At 63.5% G+C, this 15,876-nt stretch carries 14 protein-coding genes; 9 read left to right on the top strand and 5 right to left on the bottom strand.

Annotated features, from left to right (window positions below; genetic code table 11):
* Nucleotides 1-47: 47 nt before the first annotated feature.
* Genes ACN50D_RS19665 through ACN50D_RS19650 form a run of 4 tightly spaced genes read right to left on the bottom strand, consistent with a single transcriptional unit; the run spans nt 48 to nt 5,569 of the window.
* Nucleotides 48-866 (bottom strand): ABC transporter ATP-binding protein, encoded by an 819-nt coding sequence (locus ACN50D_RS19665; RefSeq protein WP_065456127.1) that lies wholly within the window; start codon nt 864-866, stop codon nt 48-50.
* Nucleotides 863-2,941: a dipeptide/oligopeptide/nickel ABC transporter permease/ATP-binding protein gene (locus tag ACN50D_RS19660; protein WP_249342998.1), complete on the bottom strand. Its 2,079-nt coding sequence runs from the start codon at nt 2,939-2,941 to the stop codon at nt 863-865. Before ACN50D_RS19660 ends, ACN50D_RS19665 begins: the two co-directional genes overlap by 4 nt.
* Nucleotides 2,941-3,900 carry an ABC transporter permease gene (locus tag ACN50D_RS19655; RefSeq protein WP_003945671.1) on the bottom strand — a complete coding sequence of 320 codons (960 nt, stop codon included), beginning with the start codon at nt 3,898-3,900 and terminating at the stop codon, nt 2,941-2,943. The genes ACN50D_RS19660 and ACN50D_RS19655 overlap by 1 nt, the downstream gene beginning before the upstream one ends.
* 43 nt (nt 3,901-3,943) lie before the next feature.
* Nucleotides 3,944-5,569, bottom strand: coding sequence for an ABC transporter substrate-binding protein (locus tag ACN50D_RS19650; protein ID WP_003945716.1), 1,626 nt, complete (start codon nt 5,567-5,569; stop codon nt 3,944-3,946).
* 274 nt (nt 5,570-5,843) lie between these two features.
* On the opposite strand from ACN50D_RS19650, the gene ACN50D_RS19645 reads away from it, so the two are divergent.
* The 9 genes from ACN50D_RS19645 to nagB are packed head-to-tail and all read left to right on the top strand — an operon-like array spanning nt 5,844 to nt 14,221.
* Nucleotides 5,844-6,902 (top strand): Gfo/Idh/MocA family protein, encoded by a 1,059-nt coding sequence (locus tag ACN50D_RS19645; RefSeq protein ID WP_064111894.1) that lies wholly within the window; start codon nt 5,844-5,846, stop codon nt 6,900-6,902.
* Nucleotides 6,899-7,894, top strand: a complete 996-nt coding sequence (locus ACN50D_RS19640) for a Gfo/Idh/MocA family protein (protein ID WP_158170170.1) — start codon at nt 6,899-6,901, stop codon at nt 7,892-7,894. The genes ACN50D_RS19645 and ACN50D_RS19640 overlap by 4 nt, the downstream gene beginning before the upstream one ends.
* Entirely contained in the window at nt 7,891-8,949 is a 1,059-nt protein-coding gene (locus tag ACN50D_RS19635; RefSeq protein WP_007734307.1) for a Gfo/Idh/MocA family protein, read from the top strand. The genes ACN50D_RS19640 and ACN50D_RS19635 overlap by 4 nt, the downstream gene beginning before the upstream one ends.
* Before the next feature lie 46 nt (nt 8,950-8,995).
* Nucleotides 8,996-9,925 (top strand): dihydrodipicolinate synthase family protein, encoded by a 930-nt coding sequence (locus tag ACN50D_RS19630; protein WP_211921488.1) that lies wholly within the window; start codon nt 8,996-8,998, stop codon nt 9,923-9,925.
* A 1-nt stretch (nt 9,926) separates the two neighbouring features.
* Complete coding sequence (locus tag ACN50D_RS19625) at nt 9,927-10,856, top strand: ROK family protein (protein ID WP_070161469.1); 930 nt, start codon at nt 9,927-9,929, stop codon at nt 10,854-10,856.
* Nucleotides 10,853-11,560 carry an N-acetylmannosamine-6-phosphate 2-epimerase gene (locus tag ACN50D_RS19620; protein ID WP_070161471.1) on the top strand — a complete coding sequence of 236 codons (708 nt, stop codon included), beginning with the start codon at nt 10,853-10,855 and terminating at the stop codon, nt 11,558-11,560. The genes ACN50D_RS19625 and ACN50D_RS19620 overlap by 4 nt, the downstream gene beginning before the upstream one ends.
* Nucleotides 11,557-12,249, top strand: a complete 693-nt coding sequence (locus ACN50D_RS19615) for an SGNH/GDSL hydrolase family protein (RefSeq protein ID WP_070161473.1) — start codon at nt 11,557-11,559, stop codon at nt 12,247-12,249. Before ACN50D_RS19620 ends, ACN50D_RS19615 begins: the two co-directional genes overlap by 4 nt.
* A complete protein-coding gene (locus tag ACN50D_RS19610; RefSeq protein WP_070161475.1) occupies nt 12,246-13,430 on the top strand; it encodes an N-acetylglucosamine-6-phosphate deacetylase in 1,185 nt (394 codons plus the stop codon). The genes ACN50D_RS19615 and ACN50D_RS19610 overlap by 4 nt, the downstream gene beginning before the upstream one ends.
* A gap of 11 nt (nt 13,431-13,441) precedes the next feature.
* On the top strand, nt 13,442-14,221 hold the full coding sequence (gene nagB, locus ACN50D_RS19605) for a glucosamine-6-phosphate deaminase (protein WP_063315002.1): 780 nt from the start codon (nt 13,442-13,444) through the stop codon (nt 14,219-14,221).
* A 9-nt stretch (nt 14,222-14,230) separates the two neighbouring features.
* Here the strand turns inward: nagB and ACN50D_RS19600 are convergent, their stop codons facing one another.
* Complete coding sequence (locus tag ACN50D_RS19600; protein ID WP_042920426.1) at nt 14,231-15,862, bottom strand: long-chain-fatty-acid--CoA ligase; 1,632 nt, start codon at nt 15,860-15,862, stop codon at nt 14,231-14,233.
* Nucleotides 15,863-15,876 lie beyond the last annotated feature (14 nt).

Below are 15,876 nucleotides of genomic sequence, written 5' to 3'. Positions count from 1 at the left end.
CTGATACGAACGTCCTTCATCCTATGTCCGGTCATCCGCTCCATTGGTCAACCCACGTCAACGGTGCGTTGCAGGAGGCTGGGCGCCGCACCCAGCAGTTTGGCCGTGTACGCATCGGACGGGCTGTCGAATACTTCCTCGGCCGTTCCCTGCTCGACGATCCGCCCGGCGTTCATGACGACGATGGTGTCGGAGACGTACCGCACCGTCTGTATGTCGTGCGAGATGAACACCATGCCGAGCCCCAACCGAGCCTTGATGTCGCTGAGCAGATTCAGGATCTGCGCTCGCACCGAGACGTCGAGCGCCGACGTCGGCTCGTCGGCCACGATGACGTCAGGTTCGAGCGCGAGTGCACGCGCGATCGCGACACGTTGCCGCTGACCGCCGGAGATCTGGCTCGGGATGACTTCGAGCGCAGATTGGGGGAGTCCGACCAAACCGACCAGCTCGCGAACTCGGGCGGTTCGGCTCGCGCGGTTGCCGATGCCGTGGACGTCGAGTGGATCGGTGAGGATGTCGGCCACCGTCATTCGGGGATTGAGCGCGGTAGCCGGATCCTGGAAGACGATCGAGATCGCTCGGCCGAACTCCTTGCGCACGCCGGCCGACCGGGTCAGAGCGCTTCGGCCGCGAAAGACCACGTCGCCCGACGTCGGCTTCTGCAGTCCGACCATGACTTTGGCCAGAGTGGACTTGCCACAACCCGACTCGCCCACGATGCCGATCGTCGTCCCTCGTCGTACGTCGATACTGACATCGTTGACCGCGTGAACCGTGCCCGGTTTGAACAGTGATCCCGAACGGGTCTTGTGGACGACGTGAATGTTCTTCAGTTCCAGGATGGGTGCTTCAGCTGTAGTCATCGCACGCTCTCCAATTCCGATTCTGTACGTACGGGAGTCGCGGACTGGTTGGCGAACCAATGCTCGGTCCCGTCGACCCGGACCATCTCCGGCTTACGGAGGGGGTCGGAGTCCGGGCGAGTGGAACGCTCGGCGAAACGGTCACCCGCCGCGAAGTTTCCGGGCGAGGGAACAGTTCCCTGAATCTGATGCAGTCGCGGCGCTTCGTCCTCGATAGAGAGAACGGCACCGAGAAGGCCCTGGGTGTATTCGTGGCGGGGATCGACGAGCAGATCACTCGTGGGCGCCGACTCGACGACCTGACCGGCGTACATCACCGTGATCTTGTGGGCCAGGGAGGCTACCAGAGCCAGGTCGTGGCTGACGAAGACCATTGCAAATCCCAGCTTTTCCCGAAGATCGTTGAGCAAGTCCACGACCTGGGCCTGGACGGTGACGTCGAGGGCGGTGGTGGGCTCGTCCGCGACGATCAACCGTGGACTGCGGGTGAGCGACATGGCGATCAGAACGCGCTGGCGCTGACCACCGGAAAGCTCGTGTGGGTAGCTGGCGAGAGTGCGCACCGGATCGAGTCCGACGAGTTCGAGCAGTTCCTCGGCTGTGCGGGTACCGCCGCGCTTGGTGAGCTGCTTGAACTGCGCGCGGATCAGCATCGCCGGATTCAGTGAACTCAGCGCGTCCTGGTAGATCATGGCCATGTCGTGCCCGCGCAGCTTGTTTCGCTCCCGGTTGTTCAGCTCGAGGACGTTGACTCCGTCGAACAGGATCTCGCCGGTCACCACTGCCGCCTTGGGTAGCAGACCCATGATCGCCAGCGAGGTGAGCGACTTTCCGCAACCGGACTCGCCGACGAGCGCCATCGTCTCGTTCGGACGGACGGTGAAGCTCACGTTGTCGACGATCGCGGTGTCTCCGTAGCGTTCCGGGAACCGGATCGTGAGATTGCGGACCTCGAGGAGTGGTGCGGCATCGCCCTCGTACACAAGACGATCGGACCGAGATCGCTCGGTTTCCGCCAGGATCTTCAGGTGAGTTTCGAGAGGAGTCGGCTCGGCGGCCGGTTTCAGGACATCTTTCACGACGCTCGGGTCGGCGAAGTCGTCGATCAACTCCGGAGTGTTGGCGACCGATGCGGCTTCGTCCTCCAGAATGAGTTCGTTGGAGGTCTCCTCCGCTGCGGCGGTCTGCGCTGCTTGGAGTGCGGAGGGCGTCTTCTTGGTCTTCTTCAGACTCGGATCGGCCATCGCGTCCGTCAGGCCCTCGGCGAGCACGTTGAGGGATAGCACCGTCAGAAGAATCAGCAGACCGGGGAACACCGTTGCCCACCAACCACCGAGAAGGACCATGTTCTTGCCGTCGGCGATCACCGATCCCCACGACGGATCCGGGGGACGGACACCTGCTCCGATGAACGACAGGCTGGCCTCGAGCACGATGGCGTCGGCGACCATGACAGTGCAGAAGACGAGAACGGGCGCAGCACAGTTGGCTACGACGTGCTTGACGACGATGTGTGAAGTTCTTGCGCCGATGACCTTTTCGGCCGCGACGTAGTCCTCACCGTACTGAGCGAGAACGTTCGCGCGAACGACGCGAGCCACCATCGGTGTGTAGAGGAACGCGATAGTGACGATCAGAACTGGAATCGAACCACCGAAGGCTGCGACGAGTACGGCAGCGAGCGCGATGCCCGGGAACGCCATGACCACGTCGAGCACACGCATGATGGTCTCGTCGACGCCTTTTCGGCTCGTTGCGGCCACCGATCCGATGAGAGCGCCGGCGCACAGTGCGAGGAAGGTGGAACCGAGGCCGATGGTCAGCGACCAGCGTCCGCCGTAGAGCAAGCGGCTGAACAGATCTCGACCGAGACTGTCCTGCCCGAACCAGTGCTCGGCGCTGGGGCCCGCGGTACCCACCGCCTGTTCGAGCGGCGTGTACTGCGTGATCAGCGGCGCGAAGAGGCAGGCGAGCACGATGATCGCGAGAACCGCCATCGACAGCCAGGCCGAGAGGGGGAAGCGAGAAAAGGTGATGCCGGGTCGCGAAAGCTTCTCGGTGAGTTTTCTTCTCATCATGCTGCGCTCCGAAGTCGTGGATTGACGAGCAGGTAGAGGATGTCGACGGCGAGGTTGACGACGACGAAGCCGACCGCGATGACGATGACAACACCCTGAACGACTGCGGGGTCACCGTTGGTGACGCCGTTGATCATGAGCTGACCCATGCCGGGCAGGCCGAAGATCTGCTCGATGACCACAGCGCCACCGAGGAGATAACCGACTCGTAGACCCAGGACGGTGAGCGGGTTGATCAGTGCGTTACGCAACACATTCCGTCCGATCACCACGTGATAGGGCAGGCCGCTGCCGATCGCGGTCCGGACGTAGTCTTTGTCCAACTCCTCGACCATCGACGTGCGGATGATGCGCGTGAGTTGTGCTGCGACGGGCAGTGACAGGGACAGCGCCGGGAGCGCCATGTACCAGAGCCAGTCGCTGACGGAGTCGCTCGGATTGACGTAGCCACCGGTGGGGAACCATCCGAGTTGAACAGCCAGATACTGAATCATCAGCAGTGCCAACCAGAATGACGGTGCCGCCACACCACCGAGGGAGATCACTCGGATGACCTGATCCGGCCAACGATCGCGGAACAGTGCGCTGGTGACGCCGAAGATCAGCGAGAGCACGATGGCGATCACCAGTCCGAGAACCGTGAGCTGAATGGTCAGTGGCAGAGCGGTGGAGATCGAATCCAACACCGGGGTACCGGAAATCAGACTGTCACCCATGTTGCCGCTGACCAGATCGGTCACGAAGTGAACGTATTGCAGCGGAAGCGGATCGAGCAGTCCGTTCTCTTCCTTGAACTGCTGCAGCTGTTCCGCAGTCGGGTTGCCACCGTTGAACGCCGCGGTTGCGGGATCGGTGGGCGCGAACTGCATCACGATGAAGACGAACGCGATGATGCCGAGGATCAGGGGGATCAGTATCAGTAATCGCCTGATCAGCATGGGGAGGACTCTTGCCATCGGGGGATCTCTCAGTTGTGGGAAACGGCCGAGCGGGCGGGTATCAGGCCGGCTTCGCCTGAAGCAGGTTGACGCCGGGGTACGGCAGCGGAGTGACGTCGGCGATCTTCTTCGGATCCCACGCAGTCAGGAGTTCCTGATGGAGAACCGGGTAGTAGACAGCATTTTCGGCGATCTGGTTCAGGTACGACTGCACGAGGGTGCTGCGCTTTGCCGGGTCGGTCTCGCGGGTGGCTTCGTCCATGGTGGCGTAGATCTTCTGCGCTTCGGGGGTGTCGTCCCACTTGGCGTAGGTCTTCGTCCACAAGCCGCCCTTGCTGTACGTGTAGCGGACGAGAAGGTCGACGTCGCTGCCGAATGCCTGCGGGTTGGACGTACCGGCGGCGATCTGGAACTTCTGGCCGCTGTTGAGCTTGCTCACCATGGCGCTGGTGTCCTGCGGTTCGAGCGTCGTGTTGAATCCGACTGCGTCCCAAGACTCTTTGATGGTCGGCAAGCAGTCGGCCAGCCAGCTGACGTTGGTGGAGAGCAGTGTCAGGTCGAGGCCACTGACGCCGGCGGCAGCGAGGAGTGAGCGGGCCTTGTCCGGATCGTACGAGTAGACGGTGGACGCTCGCGCGTAGTCGGGGTTGCGCTCGTACAGGTAGCTCGTGGCCGGTGCTGCCTTGCCGCCGAGGGCGATCTCGATCATCTTCGGGGTGTTGATCGCGTAGAACATCGCCTGGCGAACACGAACGTCGTCGAACGGTGCCTGAGTGGTGTCGAAGAGCAGGTACATGAGGTTCATGCCCGGGTTGCCCTCGACGGTGCGCCCACCGGAGGTCAGAGTGGGGACGTTGGCGACGGGGATGTTGTCGGCGAGTTGTGCACCGGCATTGTTGCCCGAGACGCGCGCGATGCGTGAGGAGGTGTCGACGATGGAGAGCCAGTTCATGGTCGCGAAGTTGGCCGGACGCGGCCCGTTGTACGCCTCGAAGGCCTCGAAAGCTGTGTTGCTCTTGGGGGTGTGGCTCTTGAGCTTGTACGGACCGGAACCGACGACCAGCGCTCCGGACTTGGCCTCGTCCCAGTGGCCGTCGAAGACGTGCTTGGGCATGATCTTGGCGATCGAGAGACGCTGTGCGGCAGCGCTGAACGGGTAGTTGAAGTTCAGGGTCACCGTTTGGTCGTCGACCTTGGTGACGGACTGCAGCCAGGAGGAGAAGAAGGAGCGGATCAGTACGTTCTGCTGTGGATCGAGGATGCGATCGAAGGTGAAGACGACGTCGTCCGAGGTGACCGGAGTGCCGTCGTGCCAGGTTGCTCCCTCGCGGATTTTCATGGTCCAGCTCGAGGCGGTGGCGTCGGTCGGGACGGCCTGTGCGAGCGCCGCATACGTCTCACCGGTGCCTGGATCGTTTTCGAGCAGTCCCTCGTAGACGTGGTTGACCGCTGCCATGAGGAAACCGGATGCAGTCTGCATCGGGTCGAAGCTCTGGTCGTTGCCGTATCCGATGGCGGTGGTCAGATCGCCGGTGCTCGCGGAACCGCCGACAACCGAGGTCGATGACGGCCCGCCGCCACACGCCGCGAGAGTCGCGGTGATACCTGCTGCAGCTCCCAGTAGCCCGGTGTACCGGAACAGGTCTCGGCGGGTGAACGCGGAGCTCAGCGGTCGTTCGTTCTTCAAGGCGGCCTCCAAGGCGGGGAGCGGGACATCAAGGGAGTGGATAGGGGATGTCCTATGTTCGACGTCCGATGTTGCGTAACTTACATTGTGGATCAGAAAGCGTCTAGAGAATCTTCGGAACTGGCGGCGCCGAACTTCGACGTTTTGCCGGTTTCGAGCCAAAAATAGTGCGCTCACCTGCATAGATGAAGACTGTGTTACCGACGTCGAATTGACGACCGATGACGCTGGCCGTATAACATAGGACATCCCTCATCCAATCTTTGGAGACTTCATGACCCGATACAAAGTCGGTGTGGTCGGTTGCGGATTCTTCGGTAGTTCCCTCGCTCGCGAGCTGGCTGCCCATCCACGTTTCGAACTGACGATGCTGTGCGACCGTGACTTCGAGCGGGCCAAGGACGTCGCCGCAGAGTTCTCGGCAACCCCGACAGACGATCACGACGCGGTGGCCGCTCACCCGGAGTTGGCCCTCGTTGTCGTCGCGACGCCCAATCACGCGCACGCCGAACCTGCCATCGCGGCGCTCGAACACGGCAAGGCAGTTTTTGTCGAGAAGCCGCTCGCCGTCGAACTGGTCGATGCGCAGAACATGATCGCGAGCGCCGACGCGAGCGGTTCGCCGTTGATGGTCGGGCACATCATGCGGATGATGCCGGGTGTACGACGTCTGGCGGACTTGCTGGCGTCGGGGGAGCTCGGCGAGGTCGCTGCGATCGAAACGTCTCGCTCACGCTGGATCGACACCGACGGCGCAGATCCACAGTGGTGGAAGCTCGACAAGAGCCGAACGGGTGGAGAACTGACTCACGAGATTCACGAACTGGACCTGATGTGCTGGCTCGGCGGCGAGGTGACTGCCGTGTCGAGCATCGCCACCGCGGACGACGGCTTCCGCAACACAGTGGTGTCGTTCGCCGGCGGCGCGATCGGCAGACACACTATCTCAACGCGTTCACACACTTCGTCGTGGCAGCTGACCGTCGATGCCATCGAAGGTTCGGTCCACGCGGACTTCCATACCGGCCGGGTCAGCCGACTGCGCGGGGGACAGGTCGTAGAGTCGTGGCCGATCTTCGACGTCGACGCCGAGAACCAATCGTTGATCGACGCTGCGAGCAGGACGCAGAAGTACAACTCGGGAAACGGAGGATCCTCGCTGTGGATGCAGGCTGCGATTCGTCACGAAATCGACGAGATGGCAGCAGTTCTCGACGGCAAGGCTGATCCCGACTCGCCGTTGACGTACGCACGTGAACGCGCACTCGTCGTCGCCGAACAGGTGCGACTCGGTGGCGGCGAACCGGCAGCGCTCTCGGGAAGTGCCAAGTGACGGTGCGTGTAGCCGTCATAGGTAGCGGCGGAATCGCGCGGGACCACGTCAGCGCCTTGGCGCGAATCCCGTCGGTCGAAGTCGCCTACGTATTCGGCAGTGACTTGGACCGGGCCGCATCGGTTGCGGCGTTGGCGCCGGGCGCGAAGGCCAGTACCGATCTGGCGAAGATTCTCGCCGACCCGAGCGTGCAGGCGGTCAACGTTGTCGGGGCCACTCCCGACCACGCACCCGTGACGATAGCCGCGGGCCGCGCGGGAAAGCATGTGCACGTGGAGAAGCCGGCCGCGCTGACAGTCGCGGACTTCGACGCGATGGTCGAGGCCACCGAAGGTAACGGCACCTCACTGATGGTCGGACAGACCGTACGATTCCAGCCGTCGATCACCTCGATCGGAAACTCGGTTGCACAAGGTGCCATCGGCGACCCCCGGTTGATCCATCTCAGTTGGTACACCGGCCATGTCTGGCCAGGGGGCTGGCGAGGCTGGCAACACGACAAGGATCGTTCGGGTGGTCACCCCGTTCACAACGGAACCCACGCACTCGATCTGGTGACGTGGCTGATCGGTCGTCGTCCGACCCGTGTGTTCGCTCGTAGTTTCCCCACCTTCGCGGCGGGGATGCCCGTGCACGACAGCTTCCATCTGACCGTTCGCTTCGAGGACGGATCGCTGGCTCTGATCGAATTGGCCTACGCGCTACCACAATCGGGAAAGATGGTGCGTCGGATCGTGGTGTCGGGGACTTCCGGCACGCTCGCGCACGACACCGGCGACGACCCGGGACTGATGACGGACACGACCAACGCGCCGCCGTCGTCGATCGAGGACGCGATGTCGCATCAGATGCGTCACTGGATCGCCACTCTCGACGGTTCCGCGAGCCCGATAGTCGAGAACTGGCAGGTGCGTGCAGCTCTCGCGACTGCGATCGCTGCCCAGCAATCGCTCGACACCGGCCGCGCTGTCTCGATCGGAGAAAACCAATGACCGGCACCGGTTCGATCCGCGTCGGATTTGTCAGCGGCGTCAGGCATGCCGGCTCCTATGCGGACCTGTTGCGATCCGATCCTCGAGTGAGCCTGGTCGGGGCCTCCGACGAATCCTCGGTCCCCGATTGGATTCGTGAGGACGGGATCGCGATGGCAAAGGCCGCAGACATCGAGTGGATCGACGAACTCGGCGAGTTGCTCGACCCCGAACGGATTGACCTGGCGATCATCTGCAGTGAGCCGACCAGGCATGCGCGGCTTGCGATTGCCGCATTGAACGCCGGACTCGACGTCCTGGTGGACAAGCCGGTGGGCGTCGACGAGGCGGAGGCCGCGGCGGTTCAGCAAGCCGCACGGTCGAACGGGCGAATCTGCACGGTGGTGAACCGCACTCATTCACCTGCGCTCCGGCGACTGCGCCGATGGATCGACGCCGGAAATCTCGGACTGCCGCGCCACGTCGACATCGAGTTCCTCGCAAGCGGAACACATTTCGCGACGTCTGTCGAGCGTCCCGAACTGGTGGTGGATCCCGCGCTTTCCGGCGGGGGAGAAGTAGTGAACTTCGCCGGTTACGCCGCCGACTACCTCCGATACCTCACCGGCCTGGACGTCACCGAGGTGTACGCCGAGACGAGCACACTCTACGGCGGGGCCCACCAGCAGTTCGGAGTCGAAGACACGGCGTTGATCTCGCTCGCCCTGGAAAACGGCGTCACCGCGACGGTGACCGTCGGAAGAATCCCCGCAGCACCGGGTTTCGGCGCGAATACCGCGACGGTTCGCGTCCTCGGATCCCACGGATACGCGAGTTCCGACGACGACAAACCCGCGGTGACCCACTTCGCGGCCTCGGGAGACGTGACCGCACTACCCATCGGCGGCTTCGGTTCGGACAACGCGGTGTCGAGCTTTCTCTCTCACGTGCTCGATCGACTTCCCACACGGACCGAACCCGACTACACCGTGGCAGACGCCCGCGCGTCGATGCGCGTGATCGATGCTGCCTATCTGTCCGCCTCGAGCGGTCAGCCGGTCTCCGTTTCTCCCTGACAGCCGCACCCACAACTCAATCCGACAACCAACATATGGAGACCCCATGAGCACGGAAACCACCACCTTCAGCGGAATCGTCCCGCCGATCGTCACACCACTGACGCTCGAGGGCGAGGTCGACACCACGTCGCTCGAACGCCTGCTCTCACTGCAGATCGAAGCCGGAGTCGACGGCTTGTTCGTCCTCGGTTCCTCGGGTGAGGTCGGTTACCTCACCGACGCTCAGCGCGCCCAGGTGGTGCAGACGGCCATCGGTCACGTCGGCGGCCAGGTACCGGTCCTCGTCGGAGTGAACGACATGACCACCAACCGGGTCATCGCCGTCGCCGAGCAGGCGCGCGAGGCGGGTGCGGATGCCATCGTCGCGACGGCGCCGTTCTACGCGATCACCGATGCAGCCGAGACGGCAACGCATTTCCGCTCCATCCACGCCGCAGTGGATCTTCCGTTGTTCGCCTACGACGTCCCGGTTCGTGTCCACAGCAAGCTCAGCCCGGCAATGCTGGTCGAGCTCGGTCGCGAGGGAGTCATCGCCGGCGTGAAGGATTCGAGCGGCGACGACGTCAGTTTCCGTATGTTGCTCCGTCAGTCGGCCGGGCTCGAAAACTTCGCCGTCTTCACCGGGCACGAGGTAGTCGTCGACGGATGCCTGCTGATGGGTGCTTCGGGCGCAGTGCCCGGCCTGGCCAACGTGGACCCGCACGGCTACGTACGACTGTGGCGCGCTGCGCAGGCAGGAGACTGGGCCGCAGCTAAGGCCGAGCAGGATCGACTCACCGAACTGTTCTCCATCGTCGAGGCGCCGACACCGGGTCGCGTCAGTGCCGGTGCCGCGGGTCTGGGCGCGTTCAAGACGGCTCTGGCCCTGCGCGGCGTCATCACCGGCAACACGATGTGCGCGCCGATGCTCTCGCTCGACGAGTCCGAGACCGCAACGATCAAGGTCGTTCTGGAACAGGCCGGGCTCCTCTGACATGACATCTGGGCAGAAGCGATGGATCGGTATCGACATCGGCGGCACCAAAGTGGCTGCCGCGGTGGTGACGTCCGACGGAGACGTGATCGACACCGTTCGTGCGGCAACACCGACGGCGGGTAGGGAAGCCGTTCTCGGGACCGCTACCGCGTTGATCGACCGTCTGAGGGCGAATCACACGGTAGCCGGAATCGGAGTCGGTGCACCGGGAATCATCGATCGGGTGCGTGGCCGCGTCGTCTTCGCCTCCGACATTCTGTCTGGATGGAGTGGCGCCGAGGTTCGCGGAGAATTCGAGGCACACTCAGGCCTACCGGTGACGGTGGACAACGACGTGCGCGCGATGGCTCACGGCGAGAACATGATCGGCGCCGGTCGCGGTCGAACCTCTGCACTGTTCGTCTCGATCGGTACCGGAATCGGTGGCGCGTTGACCGTGGGCGGTCAGCTGTACCACGGTGCCCACGGAACAGCCGGCGAGCTCGCGCATCTGTTGGTTCCGGTCTCCGGGGCGATAGGTTGCGGTTGCGGCAGAACCGATCACCTCGAGGCAGTCGCGTCTGGCCCGGCGATGGCAGCCGAGTACGCAGCGCGGGCGGGTGTGCCCACTCAACCGTTACAGGCAGTGGTGGCGCTCATGCACTCGGGCGATCCGATCGCCCGTGCCGTGGTCTCCGACGCCGGTACTCTGCTGGGCCGCGTCCTGGCCGGCATCGCGACTGCATTCGATCCCGAGGTGATCGTCATCGGCGGCGGCGCAGCCCAGATCGGAGCCGACCTCCTGTCTCCGCTGACGTCCGCTTTCCGGGTGGAAGCGATGGGCCCCATTGCCGAAACCGCCATTCTTCCTGCTCGTTTGGGCACCGATGCGCCGCTCGTCGGCGCTGCGCTCCTGGCCGCCGCAACACGAATCGAGGTAACACCGTGACTGTCGAAGAATTGCTCACGATCATCAGCGGGAAGCTGATCGTGTCCTGTCAGGCCGGACACGGCCATGCCCTGCGCGACACCGGGACCATCGAGAGGATGGCCCGCGCCGCGGTCGACGGAGGAGCGGTGGCGATCCGCTGCGGCGGCGTGGGCGGTACCCCGGATGTCGCAGCAGTCGTGTCGGCAGTGAAGGTACCGGTGATCGGATTGACGAAGATCGGCTCCGAAGGCGTCTTCATCACGCCGACAAGGGAATCAGCCCTCGAAGTCGTGGACTCGGGTGCGCAGATCGTGGCTGCCGATGCCACACTGCGGCCACGTCCGGACGGGCTGACCTTTGCCGACACCGTCGACGCGGTCCATGATCGCGGCGGCCTCGTCATGGCCGACTGTGGAACACTCGAGGACGGCATCGCTGCCGCCGCGGCGGGCGCCGACGTCATCTCCAGCACACTGGCGGGATATACCGAGAACAGCCGACGGCTGGCCGGCCCGGACCTGGAGCTGATCTCGGAACTGCGGCAGGCACTTCCAGATGCAGTCCTCATCGCCGAGGGGCGGTACCACAGCCCGGAGGATGCGGCACGCGCCATCGCCCTGGGTGCAGACTCGGTGGTTGTCGGAACCGCAATCACGGATCCGGCGTTCATCACGTCGAAATTTGCAGCCGCAGTATCGGGCGCCGAAAGGCAGAGGGTGTGACCCCGACGTCGAAGGCTTTGAAGTCCAGGACTGCTGAACGGATTCGACTGGAGACTTTGCTCGTAGACTCCTCGACGCCGATACGGTGGGTCTTCACCGGCGACAGCATCACTCAGGGATTGACGCACACCGACGGTCATCGAAGTTACGTCGAACACTGCGCCGAGCGCGTCCGTGGTGAACTTTCCTTGTTCAACCACGTCCTTGTCAACACCGGGGTGAGCGGCAATCGATCCTCCGATGTGCGTGCGGGTTTCGCACACCGCATCGAAGTGTTCGAACCCTCGGTGGTGTTGATCATGCTCGGTACGAATGACGCATTGGATGGCGAAGAAGGACTGGAGCGGTTTCGAGACGACCTCTCGGACATGATCTTCCGGACGCGAGCGATCGGTGCGGTGCCGATCCTGCAGACGCCGCCACCGATCGACGTCGAGAATGCGCCCACCAGAGCGGGATTGGTTCAGTACGTCGAGGTCGTGCGGCAGGTTGCCGCCTCGACGCGCGTGGTGTTCGTCGACCACTACGCGCAGTGGACGGCCCATTCTCCCGAGGGCCCACCGCCGGCTCTCCTGGCTGACGCATTCCATCCGAACGAACAAGGGCACTACGTGCTCGCGGACGCCGTGCTCCGTGAGTTGTCGATCGCGGATACCGAAGTTCCCGTTGTACCGCAGGTGATGTCGTGACACATCGTGGACAAATTCTTCGTGGACAACTGGTGACCGGTGGGCAACTGCTTCCGGACGGGGTCGTCGAGATCTCCGGTGATCGTGTGGTGTGGGCCGGGCCCGCGTCGCAGCGAACCGACCCGTTACCCGAACGGGCAGCTGCGGGGACAACGATCATCCCGGGGTTGGTGGACGTTCACTGCCACGGCGCCGGCGGATTCGGTTTCCCCGAGGCAGACGAGTTCGGATCCACCGTGGCTGCCGATCACCACCGGACGAACGGCACGACCTCGGTGATCGGCTCGCTCGTCTCCGCGCCGCCGCAGATCCTGCGCAGTCGCATCGAGCTCCTGGCAGGACTGGTGGACGAGGGTACGCTGGCCGGAATTCACCTGGAAGGTCCATTCCTTTCGGTACTCCGTTGTGGCGCCCAGGATCCCGACAGCATTCTCGACGGCGACCCGGCTCTGCTCGAGTCGCTGCTCGAAGCCGGCCGTGGGCACATTCGCTCGATGACGATCGCTCCGGAGACAGCACACTTCGACGAACTTGCCTCATTGCTGGAGCGTCACGGTGCCGTCGTGAGTATCGGACACACCGATGCGTCCAACCCGATTGCGACACGTTCGATCGCACACTCGGCGCATGCACCGCTCAGTGCCACTCACCTGTTCAACGGTATGGCTCCGATGCATCACCGTGCTCCCGGCGCAGTGGCGGCATGTCTTGCCGCGGCTGCGAAAGGACAGATGGTGGTCGAGTTAGTCGGGGACGGAGTACATCTGGCCGACGAGACGGTGGCGACGGTGTTCGATCTTGTCGGTCCGCATCAGATCGCGTTGGTCTCCGACGCGATGGCTGCCGCCGGAATGCCCGACGGCCGTTACCCACTCGGGCCTCTCGACGTCGACGTGATCGATGGCGTGGCGCGATTGGCCGGCAAGGGGAAAACGGCCATTGCCGGCGGGACGAGTCGGTTGATGGACATCGTCCGCCGGGCTGTCAATCACGCCGGCGTCGATCTGCTTTCGGCTGTCATCGCAGCGACGGCAACGCCTGCTTCGCTGATGGGGCTGGCCGGAATGGTCGGCGATCTCGTGCCGGGTTGCCGCGCCGATCTGATCGTCACCGGTCCAGAACTCGAAACCCGCGCCGTCATGGCCGCTGGGAACTGGCTCATGAACTACACCGAAAGCTGAGGAATCAACCGATGGAAATTGTCATTGTCGACAGTGCGGAGGCGGCCGGCACCGTTGTTGCCGACGTCTTCGAACACGCGGTGCATTCAGGTGCACGGACTTTGGGCCTGGCGACAGGATCTTCACCGCTCTCGGTGTACCGCGAACTCGCGCGCCGTCACCGCGAGGAAGGGTTGAGTTTTGCCGGCGTGCAGGCGTTCCTGTTGGACGAATACGTCGGCCTGCCGGAAGGCCATCCGGAGTCGTATGCCCAGGTGATCCGCACCGAGCTGGTGAATCACCTGGACCTGGACGCGGCAAGGGTATTCAGCCCCGACGGAACCGCGCCGGATCCATTTGCCGCCGCGGCGGCCTACGACCGGGCGATTGCGTCGAATGGTCCGGTGGACGTTCAACTTCTGGGCATCGGCGGCAACGGTCATATCGGTTTCAACGAACCGACGTCCTCACTGAATTCGAGGACCAGGGTCAAGACGCTGACGGAACAGACTCGAACCGACAACGCCCGATTCTTCGAGAGTCCGGACGACGTACCACGGCACGTGATCACCCAGGGCCTCGGAACTATCTGCGAAGCAAAGCATCTGGTGATGATCGCGACCGGCGAGCACAAGGCCGCTGCGATTGCCGCTGCCGTCGAGGGGCCGCTGGCCGCGGTGTGCCCGGCATCGGTCCTCCAACTGCATCCACACGCGACGGTGGTGATCGACGATGCAGCGGCATCACAGCTTCGGCTCACCGAGTTCTACAAAACGGTGTCGGCGCACAAACCGCTTGCTCAGCACTACTGAGATATCGGGCTAGACGGGCTCTCGCGTCTTCTCGAGGCCGAGTGCCATTTCGGGAGTGAGTAATTGGAAGTCGGATTCTCCACGCCGTCGGATCCACACCGGATCGGAGGTGTTCCAGCGTTCGGCGCTCTGCGTTCGAGTGACCACCTTGAACGTCGCCGTTCTCGGGAACTCACTGCACACTCGGATCAAGGTCGGCTTCTGCTTCGGCCCGAGTTCCGGCCGGGAATCGATGTATTCGGCTACGGCTGCCGGGTCGAAGTTGTCGACATCGCCGACCGGAATCACCGACGCCATGACGCGGTCGCCGACGTCGCTGTCGGGGACTGCGTACACGGACACCTGCGCGAAGCCCGGGTAACCGACCAGGGAGCGTTCGATGGGTGCGGCACCGATGTTCTCGCCGTCCACTCGCAGCCAACCGGAACTGCGTCCCGCGAAGTAGACGTAACCGTCGACGTCGGTGTACGCCAGATCGCCACTCCAGTACTGGCCGTTGCGCATTCGCTCGGCGTCGGCTTCCGGGTTCTTGTAGTACCCGGCGAATGTGCCTGGGCCGGTGACATTGACCAGTTCACCAGTTGCCTCGTCGGCGTTGGTGATCCGGCCGTCGGCATCGAAGACTGCAGGCGGGCATGGCGCTCCGGTCTCGGGATCGAGGATCTTGACGCCGTCCGGGAGCAGTCCGAGGGCGCCGGGCCGGGGAACCGGTGCCGCGGAGATCGAAATGCCGCCCTCGGTGGAACCGAACCCGTCGATGACGCGAGCGTCGAAGCGCCGGACGAAGGTGGCGACGGCGGGCGCCGAACCCTCGTTGCCGTACATGATCTTCAAGGTGTTGTCCCGCTCGTTCGGCACCTCGGGGGTGGAAGCGATGAAGGACAACGGCTTTCCGACGTAGTTGGAGTACGTGATTCCGTACTTGTGAACGTCGGGTAGAAAACCCGAAGCGGAGAACTTGCGTCGCATGGCAATTCCCGCACGAGCGTGCAGCGCGACCGTCCACGCCGCCATCATCGCGTTGGAATGGAACATGGGCATCGCCATGTAGACGACGTCGTCGGCGCCGAGCCCGAAACGATCGGCAAGCATGACGCCGGGAGAGGCCAACTTGTGGTGCGTGCACCGAACCGCTTTGGGATCACCGCTGGTTCCGGAAGTGAAGATGAGCATCAACAGATCGTCGGGCTGCGCCGTCGACGCGTAGGCCGGCGTATCGGCGAAGGGCGCCAACAATTCCGCCCAGGCCGGAGAATCCACGTTGATCACCCGGACGTCGCCGAGATCGATGTCGTCGAGTAGATGTGCCTGGTTGTTCTCGGTGAAGATGACCTGGCAGTCGGAGAGCGCAATGTCTCGCGCCAATGCCGGGCCGCGCCTAGTCGTGTTCAGCCCGGCGGCGACCGAACCCGAGAACGATGCCGCTCCGAGCAGCAACGAGAACTCGGGGACGTTCTCCATCAGAAGTCCGAAATGCCTGGGGCGCGTTCGATCGAGCAGCGTGTCCAGCAGCGCTGCTCGATCGAACGAGCCTTGAACGTGCTCGCGCCAGGTGATGACCTGGTCCTCGAAACGGAGACCGCGGTCGTCGATCTCGCTGACTCCGAGGAGTAGATCGGAAACAGTGGGGCTCTGACTCATAGCTGCATCATCAT

It is taken from the genome of Rhodococcus sp. SB1D (genome assembly GCF_048573875.1).
Classification (GTDB): Bacteria; Actinomycetota; Actinomycetes; order Mycobacteriales; family Mycobacteriaceae; genus Rhodococcus_F; species Rhodococcus_F qingshengii.
Note: the sequence above shows the minus strand (reverse complement) of the source record. Positions and strands in the feature narration are given on the sequence as shown.

What these genes read in the sequence shown, in the direction of transcription:
- ACN50D_RS19600 (WP_042920426.1), bottom strand. Translation starts at nt 15,862, where the DNA reads ATGAGTCAGAGCCCCACTGTTTCCGATCTACTCCTCGGAGTCAGCGAG.
- ACN50D_RS19645 (WP_064111894.1), top strand. Translation starts at nt 5,844, where the DNA reads ATGACCCGATACAAAGTCGGTGTGGTCGGTTGCGGATTCTTCGGTAGT.
- ACN50D_RS19635 (WP_007734307.1), top strand. Translation starts at nt 7,891, where the DNA reads ATGACCGGCACCGGTTCGATCCGCGTCGGATTTGTCAGCGGCGTCAGG.
- ACN50D_RS19630 (WP_211921488.1), top strand. Translation starts at nt 8,996, where the DNA reads ATGAGCACGGAAACCACCACCTTCAGCGGAATCGTCCCGCCGATCGTC.
- ACN50D_RS19660 (WP_249342998.1), bottom strand. Translation starts at nt 2,941, where the DNA reads ATGAGAAGAAAACTCACCGAGAAGCTTTCGCGACCCGGCATCACCTTT.
- ACN50D_RS19625 (WP_070161469.1), top strand. Translation starts at nt 9,927, where the DNA reads ATGACATCTGGGCAGAAGCGATGGATCGGTATCGACATCGGCGGCACC.
- ACN50D_RS19665 (WP_065456127.1), bottom strand. Translation starts at nt 866, where the DNA reads ATGACTACAGCTGAAGCACCCATCCTGGAACTGAAGAACATTCACGTC.
- nagB (WP_063315002.1), top strand. Translation starts at nt 13,442, where the DNA reads ATGGAAATTGTCATTGTCGACAGTGCGGAGGCGGCCGGCACCGTTGTT.
- ACN50D_RS19655 (WP_003945671.1), bottom strand. Translation starts at nt 3,900, where the DNA reads ATGGCAAGAGTCCTCCCCATGCTGATCAGGCGATTACTGATACTGATC.